Origin of the sequence: Nocardiopsis sp. NPDC006938, from assembly GCF_042869555.1 — a bacterium.
In the GTDB taxonomy this organism is placed as follows: Bacteria; Actinomycetota; Actinomycetes; order Streptosporangiales; family Streptosporangiaceae; genus Nocardiopsis.
This window is the reverse complement of sequence record NZ_JBIAGA010000018.1, coordinates 70,431-83,070: the sequence shown is the minus strand read 5'-3', so window position 1 is coordinate 83,070 and position 12,640 is coordinate 70,431. Positions and strand designations below refer to the sequence as shown.

Annotated in this window: 13 protein-coding genes; 7 read left to right on the top strand and 6 right to left on the bottom strand. The window is 73.3% G+C overall.

Translation table 11 applies throughout. The features are described from left to right. Positions 1–29: 29 nt before the first annotated feature. Positions 30–1,415 carry a M20/M25/M40 family metallo-hydrolase gene (locus ACFYL4_RS23245; RefSeq protein WP_387521015.1) on the top strand — a complete coding sequence of 462 codons (1,386 nt, stop codon included), beginning with the start codon at positions 30–32 and terminating at the stop codon, positions 1,413–1,415. 18 nt (positions 1,416–1,433) lie between these two features. Next, entirely contained in the window at positions 1,434–2,438 is a 1,005-nt protein-coding gene (locus ACFYL4_RS23240) for an LD-carboxypeptidase (protein ID WP_387520936.1), read from the top strand. Between the two features lie 69 nt (positions 2,439–2,507). Here ACFYL4_RS23240 and map read toward each other — a convergent pair whose 3' ends face one another. Continuing rightward, positions 2,508–3,275, bottom strand: coding sequence for a type I methionyl aminopeptidase (gene map, locus ACFYL4_RS23235; protein WP_357759422.1), 768 nt, complete (start codon positions 3,273–3,275; stop codon positions 2,508–2,510). Positions 3,276–3,371: 96 nt separating this feature from the next. Between map and ACFYL4_RS23230 the strand changes: the two genes are divergently transcribed. Then, positions 3,372–3,674 (top strand): helix-turn-helix domain-containing protein, encoded by a 303-nt coding sequence (locus ACFYL4_RS23230; protein WP_387520934.1) that lies wholly within the window; start codon positions 3,372–3,374, stop codon positions 3,672–3,674. 55 nt (positions 3,675–3,729) lie between these two features. On the opposite strand, the gene ACFYL4_RS23225 is transcribed toward ACFYL4_RS23230, so the two are convergent. Beyond that, positions 3,730–4,629 (bottom strand): polysaccharide pyruvyl transferase family protein, encoded by a 900-nt coding sequence (locus ACFYL4_RS23225; protein WP_387521013.1) that lies wholly within the window; start codon positions 4,627–4,629, stop codon positions 3,730–3,732. A gap of 257 nt (positions 4,630–4,886) precedes the next feature. On the opposite strand from ACFYL4_RS23225, the gene ACFYL4_RS23220 reads away from it, so the two are divergent. Further along, a complete protein-coding gene (locus tag ACFYL4_RS23220) occupies positions 4,887–6,875 on the top strand; it encodes an acyl-CoA dehydrogenase (RefSeq protein WP_387520932.1) in 1,989 nt (662 codons plus the stop codon). Positions 6,876–6,942: 67 nt separating this feature from the next. Continuing rightward, complete coding sequence (locus ACFYL4_RS23215) at positions 6,943–7,548, top strand: PadR family transcriptional regulator (protein ID WP_387520930.1); 606 nt, start codon at positions 6,943–6,945, stop codon at positions 7,546–7,548. A 24-nt stretch (positions 7,549–7,572) separates the two neighbouring features. On the opposite strand, the gene ACFYL4_RS23210 is transcribed toward ACFYL4_RS23215, so the two are convergent. Beyond that, complete coding sequence (locus ACFYL4_RS23210; RefSeq protein ID WP_387520927.1) at positions 7,573–8,322, bottom strand: glyoxalase; 750 nt, start codon at positions 8,320–8,322, stop codon at positions 7,573–7,575. A gap of 113 nt (positions 8,323–8,435) precedes the next feature. Here ACFYL4_RS23210 and ACFYL4_RS23205 point away from each other — a divergent pair, with 113 nt between their 5' ends. Further along, positions 8,436–9,698: an MFS transporter gene (locus ACFYL4_RS23205; protein WP_387520924.1), complete on the top strand. Its 1,263-nt coding sequence runs from the start codon at positions 8,436–8,438 to the stop codon at positions 9,696–9,698. Between the two features lie 56 nt (positions 9,699–9,754). After that, positions 9,755–10,165, top strand: coding sequence for a hypothetical protein (locus ACFYL4_RS23200; protein WP_357759404.1), 411 nt, complete (start codon positions 9,755–9,757; stop codon positions 10,163–10,165). Here ACFYL4_RS23200 and ACFYL4_RS23195 read toward each other — a convergent pair. From ACFYL4_RS23195 to ACFYL4_RS23185, 3 genes are all read right to left on the bottom strand, one after another. Further along, positions 10,155–10,676, bottom strand: a complete 522-nt coding sequence (locus ACFYL4_RS23195) for a hypothetical protein (protein WP_387521011.1) — start codon at positions 10,674–10,676, stop codon at positions 10,155–10,157. The genes ACFYL4_RS23200 and ACFYL4_RS23195 overlap by 11 nt on opposite strands. Before the next feature lie 167 nt (positions 10,677–10,843). After that, a complete protein-coding gene (locus ACFYL4_RS23190; RefSeq protein WP_357759401.1) occupies positions 10,844–11,455 on the bottom strand; it encodes a TetR family transcriptional regulator in 612 nt (203 codons plus the stop codon). Positions 11,456–11,476: 21 nt separating this feature from the next. Further along, complete coding sequence (locus tag ACFYL4_RS23185) at positions 11,477–12,637, bottom strand: acyl-CoA dehydrogenase family protein (RefSeq protein ID WP_387520920.1); 1,161 nt, start codon at positions 12,635–12,637, stop codon at positions 11,477–11,479. Positions 12,638–12,640 lie beyond the last annotated feature (3 nt).

Genomic DNA, 12,640 nt, shown 5'->3' with positions numbered 1-12,640 from the left:
ACCCCCGCACCCTGAGAGAGGCCGAGCCCGTGGGCCACACCAACACCTCCCTGACGGACAGAGAGACCGCGCTGTCCGAGGCGGGAGAGGACGCCGTCCACCTGACCCGGGAACTGATCCGGCGGGACTCCACCAACCACGGACGGGGCGTGGGCGACGAGCGCGCCGCCGCCGAGTTCGCGGCCGAGGCCCTCGGGGAGGCCGGGCTGTCGCCGGTGGTCCTCGAGTCCGCCGACCGGCGCGCGAACGTGGTGGTGCGCGTGCCCGGGACCGATCCGGACGCGCGGGCCCTGCTGGTGCACGGGCACCTGGACGTGGTGCCCGCGGACGGGCACGACTGGACGTTCCCGCCGTTCGCCGGGGAGATCGCGGACTGTCCGGTGACCGGTGTCCCCTCGCTGTGGGGACGAGGCGCGGTGGACATGAAGAACACGGTGGGAATGGTGACCGCCGTGGTCCGGTACTGGGCGCGGACGGGCCTGCGTCCCCGACGCGACATCGTGCTGGCGTTCGTGGCGGACGAGGAGGACAGTGCCGCCTACGGTGCCGACTACCTCGTGCGCGGTCACGCGGACCTGTTCGAGGGCTGCGCGGTGGCGATCGGCGAGGGCGGCGGCCACACCGTGCACGCGCGGACCACCGTGGGCGACCCGGTGCGGCTGTACCCGATCGGCGCGGCCGAGCGGGGCAGCGCCTGGCTGACGCTGCGTGCCCACGGGACGGCCGGGCACGGTTCGCGGCCGCCGCGCGACAACGCGGTGGGCGCGCTGGCGGCGGCGGTGGCCCGTGTCGACCAGCACCGTTGGCCGCTGCACCTGACCCCGGTCACCGAGGAGGCGATCGACGCGATCGCGCGGGCGCTGGAGGTGGAGCGCGTACCGGGCGACACCGCGACCAACGAGGCCGTGGACGCCCTGGTGGCGAAGTTCGGCACGGCGGCGCCGCTGGTGTCGGCGACGGTGCGCAACAGCGCCGCCCCGACGATGCTCTCGGCCGGGTACAAGGTGAACGTGGTGCCGGGTACGGCGACGGCGGGTGTGGACGGCCGCGTCCTTCCCGGGGGCCGGGAGCGGTTCGAGGAGACGATGGACGCGCTGACCGGCGACCGTGTGGAGTGGGAGTACGCGCACGGTTCTCCGCCGGTGGAGGCCCCGGTGGACTCGCCCGCCTTCGACGCGTTGCGCGCGGCGGTCCTGGCGCACGATCCGGAGGGTCTGGTGGTGCCGGTGTGTCTGGGCGGGGGGACGGACGCGAAGGTGTTCGCGCGGCTGGGGATCGACTGCTACGGCTTCTCCCCCATGCGGCTGCCCGGGGGCGTCGACTACCCGGGCCTGCTGCACGGGGTGGACGAGCGGGTGCCGTTGGAGGGGCTCCGGTTCGGAGTGCGCGTGCTGGACAGCTTCCTGCGCGCGTGAGCGGGCACGGACGAGGGGATGGGGACCAACGTGGGTGAGTCGGTGACCGAGGTGCGCGGCGGGGGCCCCGAGCCCCTGGAGGAGTCCCGGAGGGCGCGGGCTCTGACCCGCCCGCCGAGGCTGCGGGTGGGTGACCGGGTGCGCCTGGTCGCTCCGTGCAGCCCGGTTCCGGAGCAGCAGCTGGACGCGGCGGTGGAGGTGCTGCGCGGGTGGGGTCTGGAGGTCGAGCTGGCCCCGCACGTGCGCGACCGCCATCCGGTGCTGCCGTACCTGGCGGGTGAGGACCGGGACCGGGCCGGGGACCTCCAGGCGGCGTGGTGTGATCCCGGTGTACGGGCGGTGTTCTGCGCGCGCGGCGGTGACGGCGCGCACCGGATGCTGGACCACCTGGACTTCGGGGCGATGCGGGGGGCCGCGCCCAAGGCGTTGGTCGGGTTCAGCGACATCACCGCGCTGCACGAGGCGTTCGCCGTGGAACTGGGTGTGGCGACGGTGCACGGCCCGGTGGTGGGGACCCGCTACTTCGTGGGTGACGACGTGGCGCAGCGGGAGCTGCGCACCACGTTGTTCTCCCCGGAGCTGCGCACGCTGCTGACGTCGCCGGACACGCGGGCCCTGGTGCCGGGCCGGGCGTCGGGGGTGACCTTCGGCGGGAACCTGAGCCTGCTCAACGACGGTCTGGCCACGCCGCACAGCCGGTTGTCGGCGGCGGGCGGCATCCTGGTGCTGGAGGACGTCAACGAGGACGCGGCCCGGTTGGACCGGATGCTCACCCACCTGCTGCGGACCGGGTGGATGGACGGTGTGGCCGGGGTGGCCCTGGGTACGTGGACGGACTGTCCGCCCGACCTGAAGGTCGTCGCCGAGCTGATGCGGGACCGTCTGGAGCCGTTGGGGGTCCCGGTGCTGTGGGGTCTGGACTTCGGGCACTGCGCCGCACAGCTCACCGTGCCGTTGGGGGTTCCGGCGGTGTTGGACGCCGACGGCGGGACCCTGGAGCTGAAGCTCCCCGGCCTGGTGTGACCCCGCGCGGGGCGGCCGGTGGGGGTTTCGGGCGAACCCCCACCGGCCCTCAGGGACCCCCACCGGCCCTCAGGGAAGGGTGAGTACCACCGGACCGTCCTCGGTGACGGCCACGGTGTGTTCGCAGTGGGCGGCCCTGGTGCCGTCGTCGCTGAGCACGGTCCATCCGTCGTCGCCGTGCGCGTAGCCGTCGGAGCCGCCGCGGACCAGCATGGGTTCGATCGCCACGACCAGCCCCGGGGTCAGCCGGTACCCACGGCCGGGGCGTCCGTCATTGGCGATGTCGGGCGCCTCGTGCATGGTGCGTCCGATGCCGTGTCCGCCGTGGTCGGCGGTGAGCCCGTACCCGGCGGCGCGGGCCTCGGTCGCGATGGCGTGTCCGATGTCGCCCACGCGGTCGCCGGGCCGCGCGGCGGCGATGCCCCGGGCCAGGGCTGCCTCGGTGGCGGTGATCAGCGCGAGGTCGGCCGGGTCGGCCTCGCCCACCACGAAGCTGACGGCGGCGTCGGCGGACCAGCCGCGCAGCCGCGCCCCGCAGTCCAGGCTGACCAGGTCGCCGTCGCGCAGGACCCGGTCGCCGGGGACCCCGTGGACGATCTCGTCGTTGACGCTCACGCAGGCCACCCCGGGGAAGGGCGTGGGCGCCCACGCCGGTTGGTAGCCCAGGAAGAGCGGCTCGGCGCCCGCTTCGGTGATCACCTCGGCGGCGGCGCGGTCGAGGTCGGCGGTGGTGCGGCCCGGTGCGGCGGCCGCGCGGCCGGCGGCGAGCGCTCGGGCGACGACGCGTCCGGCCTCGCGCATGAGGGCGATCTCCTCGGGGGTCTTGATCTCGACCACGTGTTTCCCTTTCCGGGACGGTGTTTCCGGGACGGTGTGCGAATGACTATACCGGTATTTCTATACGACTCCGAGCGGGCGGGATAGACTCGGCGCATGGTTCGAGAACCGCTGTCCGAAGAGCAGATCGCACGCGGCCGCGCCCTGGGCGCCCTCCTGCGCGAGGCGCGCGGCGACCGCACCATGGTGGACGTGGCCCGCCACGCGGGGATCTCCGTGGAGACCCTGCGCAAGATCGAGGGCGGCCGCATCCCCACCCCGGCCTTCTTCACCGTCGCGGCCGTCGCGGCCACCCTCGGCCTCTCCCTGGACACCCTGCTGAACGGTGTCGACGCCGCGCCGGTCCCCACCGCCGTACCCGCCCCCGCACCGGTCCCCCTGCGCGGCATCGCCGTCTGACCGCCTCCGGTCGACGGATGCCGGGACTCCGGCACGGCGTGCGCACGCGGACCGTTCAACTCCCGCCGAGGACGGTCCCCTCTCCACGGAGAACCTCCACCAGTCGGCCCCCCAGCGGCGAGACCGTGTCCGCCGCCCTGAGTCCGGCTTCGACACGCCCCTCTTCCAGACACCACTCCCACCACCGGTCCAGCGAAGCGGGGTCCGGGCCCCGGACGTGGTCCGCGACCGTCAGCACCGGCCAGTCCCAGGCCCAGCCCTGCGCCGCGACCTTCGCCCCGTGGACGACGGGGTCCACCGCGAGCGCGGGCACACCGTTGCGCAGGGCAAGGGCGAGACCGTGCAGGCGAGTGGTCACCACGAGGTCGGTGCGGCGCACCAGGCCGTCGAACTGACGGGGGTCCGCGCAGTGCCTCCAGTCGGCTCGGTCGAGTCGGGTGTCGAGGGACACACGGGCGCAGTCCTTGGAGACCAACCACGCGCCCAAGGTGTGGTGGACCCGGTCATGAGCCGCGCGGGCACCGTACTCGGGCTGCCCCGGCGCGAGGATCACCCCGACGACCGGAAGCTCCCGCCCCCTCCTCGGAGCGCCGGGCGCCAGATCGCGCTCGGGCCGTGCCCCCGTTCCGTCCCGGGGCAGGACCGTGTCGAAGCCGAGGAAGGCGGGATCGCCCGGGTCCACCACGGAGACGCCCACCGCGACGCGTCGGCACCGCGGGAACCGCCGGTGCAGGTCGCGTACCTGCTCACCGCTGACCGGCCCGCAGACGAAGACCAGCGCGGAGTAGTCACGCCGCTCCGCCTCGTTCAAGGAGAGGCCCCCGGGTCTGAAGACGGGGCTCCACGCGACGTCGTGCCCGATTCCGGCCGACCGCAGCGCGGCGCCCACCGCCTCGGCAGCGCCGACGTCGCCCGCTGTGGCCTCCCCGTGCAGGAAGGAGAACCACCCCGCCACCAGGACGCGCCCGGGGGGCGGCCGCCCCCGGTCGTGACCGTCCACCACACCCGCTTCCCTTTCCCGCACTCCACCACCTCCGTCCTGGTCAGTGAATACCGTTCTCGTTCGACCACAAACAGTCGAAGGAGAAGTTCCGCCTGCCACCCCCTACGTTGGGACCCACACACCCGTGACCCGGGCGTGTACTCGGCAGCCCTCCGGCGCGGAGTGGTAACAGGTGAGGGTCGCGTCAACGACGACCACAGGGGGAGCACATGAGCGAACAGGCTCTGTTGAAACTGGACGAGGCCGAACTGCGCGGCCTGCTCGACGGGCGGTGGGCCCACGTACGCGAGCGCGCCCGCGACGTCATCCGCGGCGAGGAGTTCGCCCCGGTGTACGGCCTGTCGGTGGAGGACCACCGCGCCCGCACCCTCCGCCAGCTCATGGCGCTGGCCGAGACCGGCGTGCCCGCCTACGGCTTCCCCGAGTCCGTGGGGGGCACCGACGACATCGGCGCCTCGGTGGTGGCCTTCGAGATGCTCGTCGCGGACATGTCCCTCATGGTGAAGATGGGTGTGCAGTTCGGCCTGTTCGGCGGCGCCATCCGGGCCCTGGGCACCGAATCCCACCACCGCCGGTACCTGCCCGACGTCATGACGGTGGCGCTGCCCGGCTGCTTCGCGATGACCGAGACCGGACACGGCTCGGACGTGCAGCGGCTGCGCACCACCGCCACCTACGACCCCGAGGCCGGGGAGTTCGTGGTCCACACCCCCGACGAGGCCGCGCGCAAGGACTACATCGGCAACGCCGCGCGCGACGGCCGCATGGCCGTGGTCTTCGCCCAGCTGCGCACCCCCAACTCCGGGGGCGGGCTCGACGAGCACGGCGTGCACGCGCTGATGGTGCCGATCCGGGACGCCGGGGGCGCTCCGATGCCCGGGGTGACCATCGAGGACTGCGGCCCCAAGGCCGGACTCAACGGTGTGGACAACGGCCGCCTGTGGTTCGACGGGGTGCGCGTGCCCCGCACCGACCTGCTCAACCGCTACGGCGACGTGGCCGCGGACGGCACCTACTCCAGTCCCGTCGAGAACCCCAACCGCCGGTTCTTCACCATGCTGGGCACGCTGATCCGGGGCCGCATCAGTGTGGCGGGCGGCGCGGGCACCGCCACGAAGGCGTCGCTGGCGATCGCGATCCGCTACGCCGACACCCGCCGCCAGTTCACCCGTCCGGCCACGGACTCCCAGCCGGAGCGGGAGGTGCGCGTGCTCGACTACCTGGCGCACCAGCGCAAGCTCCTGCCCGCGCTGGCCCGCACCTACGGCCTGCACTTCGCCCAGGAGGAGCTGGTCACCCGCCTGCACGAGCTGTCGCGGTCCGCGGAGCGCGACGAGCACGCCCAGCGCGAGCTGGAGTCGCGGGCCGCCGGGCTCAAGGCCGTCGCCACCTGGCACGCAACCGAGACCATCCAGACCTGCCGCGAGGCGTGTGGCGGCGCCGGCTACCTGTCGGAGAACCGCATTCCGCAGCTCAAGGCGGACTCGGACATCTTCACCACGTTCGAGGGCGACAACACGGTCCTGTTGCAGCAGCTCACCAAGGCGCTGCTGACCAACTTCAAGGACTCCTTCGGCGACCTCGACCAGCTGGGCCTGGCCCGGTTCATGGCGGGGAAGGTGTTCGAGACGGTCATCGAGCGCACCGCCGCGATCCCGCTGATCGACAGGCTGGTCGCCGCGTCACCGGGCCGGGAGGGGAGCCTGTACAACCGGGGTTGGCACCTGGAGCTGCTGGAGGACCGCGAGAAGCACGTCATCGAGGGTCTCGCGGGACGGCTGCGGCGGGCCGGAAAGGACGGCGGCGACGCGTTCGAGGCGTTCAACGCGGCCCAGGACCACGTGCTCGCGGCCGGTCGGGCGCACATGGACCGGATCGTGCTGGAGGCGTTCGTGGCGGGCATCGACCGCTGCGGCGACCAGTCCACGGCCAAGCTGCTCAACCGGCTGTGCGACCTGTACGTGCTGTCGGTGATCGAGGAGGACCGGGCGTGGTTCCTGGAGCACGAGCGGCTCTCCACGGCCCGTACCAAGGCGGTCACCTCCGCCGTGAACGACCTGTGCCGGGGGCTGCGTCCGTACGCGGTTCAGCTCGTCGACGCGTTCGGCCTGCGTGACGAGTGGCTGGGCGCGCCGATCGCGCTGGGCGCCGAGCACCGGCGCCAGGAGGAGCAGCTGGCCGCCGGCCGGGAGGCCTGACCGGCCCACCCCTCCCCTCACCCCGTAGGCTGGTCGGCGTTGACCACACGGGGTGAGGGGTGCGGGAATGTCGGCCATCCGCTTGCTGGTGCTCGGGGCGGTCCGGCTCCACGGGCGGGCCCACGGCTACCAGGTCCGCAACGACCTGGAGGCGTGGGGCGCGCACGAGTGGTCGAACGCCAAGCCCGGATCGGTCTACCACGCGCTCAAGCAAATGGCCCGGCAGGGACTGCTGGTGGCGCACGAGGTCGCGCCGTCCACCGCCGGGGGGCCGCCCCGGGTGGAGTACGAGATCACCGGTCGTGGCGCCGACGCGTACTTCGCCCTGCTCCGTTCCGCGCTGTCGTCGCACGACACCCGGCCGGACGTGCTCGCCGCGGGGCTGGGCTTCGCCGTGGACCTGCCCCGGGAGGAGGTCCTCGTCCTGCTGCGAAGGCGGCTGGCGGGGCTCGAGCGCTGGCGGTCCGAGGTGGTGCGGTACTACGACCCCGACCGGGGCCCGGAACCGCTGGGGCACATCGGCGAGGTCATGGACCTGTGGGTGCACACCTCGGACTCCGAGACCGCGTGGACCCGGGGGCTGGTCGCGCGGATCGAGGGCGGCGCGTACACGTTCTCCGGTGAGGGGGGCACCCCCTTCGCGGGGGTGCTGGCGCCCGACACCGGGGGCTGACCCCCGGTGCCGGGTGCCCCGTCCTCACCCCCGGAGGCCGTCGCCGTCCCGCCACTCCTCCAGGTGCAGCGCGTGGTCCAGTTCCCGTTCGACCCGCTGGCGCTCCTCCTCCGTGAGCTCCACCGCCGCGAGCTCGGCCCGCCAGGTCCGTGCCTGGTCCGGGTCGTCCAGGGCCAGCGACAGTTCGACCAGGGTGGCGTGGGCCAGGGCCCGGTCCACGGCGGTGGCGGTCGCGGCGTGCCTGCGCAGGGCGGACTTCAGGTGGCGGTAGGCGGCGCGGTCGTCGTTCTTGAACTCGCGGTAGATCCGCGCCTGGTCACGTGCCTTGGCGACGCCCTCCAGTTCGGACGAGCCGCCGTAGTCCAGGCCCTCGGGCTCGTCGCGCCGGATGAAGATGAGGCTGTTCCCGGAGGGGTCCATCAGGGTGAAGCGGCTGGCGCCGGGCCGCAGCCGCGTGACACGCGGCAGGCCCCGGGAGAGCACCTTGCCGTGGGCCGCGCGCATGGCCGCGGTGACGGCCTCGTGGTAGGGGGCCACGGCGTCGACCATCACCAGCGCTCCGCCGGTGTTCTCCTCCGCGATGTCGAGGTTCTTGGGCGCGGCGCTGTAGTTGAGCTCGAACCCGCTCCACCGGAACGCCAGGTAGACGTAGGGCTTCAGCTGCTTCCAGGTGACCTCGAAGCCGAGTGACTCGTAGAACTCGAGCGTGGCCTGGGGGTCGTGGGTGTGCAGGCCGGGCACGGTGGTCTCGTTGGGGCGCATGGTCTCCGTCATCCCTCCACAGTACTAGTCAAACTTGACTAGATGCCAGGGGATCGCCCCGCGCCCTTCCCCCGCCGACCCGACCGGACTAACATGAACCAACCTCATGTTAGGTGGGTCACACCGTGCGCACACCCCCGGCGCCGCCCCGCGCCCTCGCCGAACCCACACGCGACGTCCGCGCCCTGTGGGTGGCCGGGATCAGCCTGGCCAACCTCGGCATGTGGATGGCCTTCTTCGGCCCCCTCCAGGTCCTGCTGCCCGAACAGATCAGCCGGGTCAGCCCCACCGACAAGGAGACCGCCCTGGCCTGGGTCACCGGGATCGGCGCGGCCATGGCCATGGTCGCCACCCCGCTGGCCGGAGCGCTGTCGGACCGCACCACCGGCCCCCTGGGCCGCCGACGGCCCTGGGTCCTGGCCGGTGCCCTGCTCGGCGGTGTCGGGCTGGTCGTCCTCGGCGCGCAGGAGAGCGTCGGCGGCGTCCTGCTGGGCTGGGCTTTCGTGCAGACCGCGCTGTCCTGCCTGAACGCCACCCTGCTCGCCGCCGTCCCGGACCACGTGCCCCGAAGCCAGCGCGGGGCGGTCTCCGGATGGATCGGCATCCCCCAGTCGGCGGGGGTGGTCGCGGCCGTCCTCCTGGTCACCGTGGTCGTCACCGAGATCTCGCCCGGGTACGCGCTCCTGGGCGTGCTCACCCTCGTGTGCGCGCTGCCCTTCGCCCTGCTCTCCCCCGACCCCCCGCTGCCGCGTGCGGCCCGACCGCCCTGGCGCGACCTCGTCCGGAGCCTGTGGGTCTCCCCCCGCCGCCACCCGGACTTCGCGTGGGCCTTCCTCACCCGGTTCCTCATCGGCACCGGCAACGCGATGTTCGTCCTCTACCTGCTCTACTTCCTGCGCGACGCCGTGGGCTACGAGGAGCTGTTCCCCGGCTCCTCCGCCACGGACGGGCTGCTCACGCTCATCCTCGTGTACACGACGGCGGTCGTGGCCACCACCGTGGTCGCCGGGATGGTCTCGGACCGGATCGGGCGGCGCCGCGGCCTGGTCGCCCTCGCCGGGGCCGTGATGGGACTGCCCGCGTTCGCGCTGGCCCTGTCCCCCACCTGGGGCACCGTGCTGGTGTGCGCGGTGGTCCTCGGCGTGGGGTTCGGCGTCTTCCTCTCGGTGGACAACGCGCTGGTCACCGAGGTGCTCCCGACCGCCGAGGGACGGGCCAAGGACCTCGGCATCGTCAACATCGCGAGCACCGGCCCGCAGGTGGTGGCCCCCGCGCTCGCCGGTCCGGTGGTCGTCCACTTCGGCGGCTACCCGGTGCTGTACACGATCTGCGGGATCGTCTCCCTGCTGGGAGCGGCCGCCGTCTGGGGCGTTCGGGGCGTGCGCTGAGAAACGAACCCCGCCCGCCTCTGGCGTCACACGGCCTCAGGGGTGACCATGGGGGCATGGACGAGCGCGAGACCTGGAACCTGCTGGTCAGAGAGTTGAGCGAGGGCGCCGAGACCGTGGTCCGGCCCAGCGGCATCGGCGCTCCGGTGACCTACCGGGCCGCCGGACGGGCCGAGGTGCTGCCCGGCGAGCGCGGGGTACGGATCGTCTGCTTCCGGGGCCGGGAACTGGAGGAGTCCCTGGTGCTGCACCTGGACCCGCCCGCCCTGACGGCACTCCTGCGCGACCTGGTCGAGGACGCGGTGACCGCGTTCGGCACCCGGCGCGACGGCGGCCTGGTCGAGGCCTTCGACCTGCTCATGCTGCACCTCCAGGAGACGGTGGACACCGCACGGCCCGGAGAGGTGCACCTGGTCCCGGCCCGGGGCGGGTTCGACTCCCTGAGGGAACCGCCGGTCAGTCCGTGACGGCGTCCAGGGTGCCGCTGTCGGCGCGGGTGTGCGAAGGGGTCTCCTCACCGCGCTGACGGGCCGGTTCCCACCACCACCAGTGCGTCTCGGGCACCCAGGCGGGAACCGCCTCGACGGTGGCCGGACTGGCGTCGGCGGCCACCGCCTCCAGGGCGTCGTCGATCCGGGGCAGCGCCTCCAGATCGATGGGCCGCAGGAAGCGGTCCAGGGGAACGAACGCGTCGCCGAGGATCTGGATCATGGACCGGCGCCAGCAGGCCGGGCGGTAGCCCTCGTGCCGACCGTGCTCGGCGGCGGTCTGGCTGCGCACCACGTACAGGCTGAGCCGGACCGGGTTGTTACCGCTCACGAGGAGCTCGGCCAGGGTCGCGTTGAAGTTCTGCCCGGCCGGTGATCCGCGCTCGGCCTCGGTCGTGGCCTGATAGAGCTCGAACAACCGCGCGAACGCGGTGTCCATCAGCGCGTCGCGGTCCCTGCCGCGCGCGGCGCTCTCCGAGAACGCGTCCACCGCCCGTCTGGCCAGGTCGGGGAGGTCCCTACCCGCATCCGCACCCACCGGTCCACCATCCCGTCCGCAGCACTGTCGTGAGGAGGCGCCGGGGTGGGTTCCCCCGACCACCGGCCTCGATCATAATCGCCCGCCACTCCGGGGTGGTAGGCGCTCACCGTACGAACCTACCGGCTGGTCTCCAGGGCCTGGTCGAGCATCGCGGCCCACTGCCGGACGATCCGTCGACGGCGGGGTCCGTCGTCGGTCAGGAGGTTGGCCAGGCCCAGGCCCCGGGCGAGGTCGAGGGTGGCCTGGACCGCCTCCCGGGTGCCGGGCACGGACTCGTCGGCGCCGAGCAGCTCCACCGCCGCCCGGTGCACCTCGCGTCCCACCTGTTCCTCCAGGGGGATGACGCGCTCCCGCAGCGCGGGGTCGCTGGCGGCCCCGGCCCACAGCTGGAGGGCGGCGTTGAACCCGGAGCCGCTGAACGCGTCCACCACCATCTGCACCACCGCCTCCGTGCGCCCGGGGCCTCCGGCGACGGCCTCGGCCCTGCGCCGCAGTTCGGCGCCCCGGACGTCCACCATGTGCCGCAGCGCGGCGAGCAGCAGGTCCTCGCGGGTGGGGAAGTGGTGCTGGGCGGCGCCCCGGGACACCCCGGCGCGCTCGGCGACCGCTCCCACGGTCGCCCCCGCCACGCCGCGCGCGGCCAGGCACTCCACCGCCGCGTCGAGCAGCCGGGCCCGGGTGGCCCGGCTGCGTTCCTGTCTCGGCTCCCGGTCGGATGCCGTCTCCACCGCGCCCTCTTCTCTCCCGTGTCAGTACGACTTGGGCAGCCCGAGGGACTGCTGGGCCACGTAGTTGAGGACCATCTCCCGGCTCACCGGGGCGATCCGGGCCAGGCGGGCGGCCGCGATCGCCGAACCCAGCCCGTACCCGCTGGCCAGTCCGTTGCCGCCGAGGGTCTGCACCGCCTGGTCGACCGACCGCACGCACGCCTCGGCGGCGGCGTACTTGGCCATGTTGGCCGCCTCACCGGCGCCCGCGTCGTCGCCGGAATCGTAGCGGAGCGCCGCGTGCTGGGTCATCAGCCGGGCCTGCTCCGTCTCGATCTTCACCTGGGCCAGCGGGTGGGCCAGCCCCTGGTGGGAACCGATGGGGCGGTCGCGCCACACGGTCCGCTCCTTGGCGTAGGCCACGGCCTTGTCGAGGGCGTGGCGGGCGCTGCCCGTGGCCAGGGACGCCGCCATGATGCGTTCGGGGTTGAGCCCGGCGAAGAGCTGGAGGAGCCCGGCCTCGGGGTCGCCGACCAGGGCGTCGGCGGGCAACCGTACGTCGTCGAGGAACAGCTGGTACTGGTGGTCGGGGCTGACCAGGTCCATCTCGATGCGCTGGGAGGTGAATCCGGGGGTGCCGACGGGGACGGCGAACAGGGCGGCGGAGAGGCGGCCGGTGTCCTCGTCCTGGACCCGCCCGACGACGAGGACGGCCTCCGCGACGTCCACCCCGGAGATGAAGGTCTTGCGTCCGTTGAGCACCCAGCCGTCGCCGTCGCGGCGCGCGGTGGTGGTGATGCGGTGGGAGTTGGACCCGGCGTCGGGTTCGGTGATGGCGAAGGCCATGATGGTGGTTCCGGCGGCCAGGCCGGGCAACCAGCGCCGACGCTGCTCGGGGGTGCCGAAGCGGGACAGCACGGTGCCGCAGATGGCCGGGGAGACCACCATCATCAGGGTGGGGCAGCCCGCCGCGCTGAACTCCTCCAGGACGGCGGCCAGGTCGCCGATGCCGCCGCCCCCGCCCCCGTACTCCTCGGGGATGTTGACACCGAGGTAGCCCAGGCCGCCCGCCTCCTCCCACAGCTCGGTGAGGTAGGCGCCCTCCTTCGCCCTGGCCCGGTAGTACTCGGAGCCGTACTTCGCGGCCAGGTCCGCGACGGCGGCGCGCAGTTCGACGCGTTCGGGGGGTTCGTTGAAGGTCATGGC

Coding starts and splice junctions, on each gene's coding strand:
- ACFYL4_RS23220 (WP_387520932.1), top strand. CDS start 4,887: ATGAGCGAACAGGCTCTGTTGAAACTGGACGAGGCCGAACTGCGCGGC.
- ACFYL4_RS23210 (WP_387520927.1), bottom strand. CDS start 8,322: ATGACGGAGACCATGCGCCCCAACGAGACCACCGTGCCCGGCCTGCAC.
- ACFYL4_RS23185 (WP_387520920.1), bottom strand. CDS start 12,637: ATGACCTTCAACGAACCCCCCGAACGCGTCGAACTGCGCGCCGCCGTC.
- ACFYL4_RS23200 (WP_357759404.1), top strand. CDS start 9,755: ATGGACGAGCGCGAGACCTGGAACCTGCTGGTCAGAGAGTTGAGCGAG.
- ACFYL4_RS23240 (WP_387520936.1), top strand. CDS start 1,434: ATGGGGACCAACGTGGGTGAGTCGGTGACCGAGGTGCGCGGCGGGGGC.
- ACFYL4_RS23230 (WP_387520934.1), top strand. CDS start 3,372: ATGGTTCGAGAACCGCTGTCCGAAGAGCAGATCGCACGCGGCCGCGCC.
- ACFYL4_RS23215 (WP_387520930.1), top strand. CDS start 6,943: ATGTCGGCCATCCGCTTGCTGGTGCTCGGGGCGGTCCGGCTCCACGGG.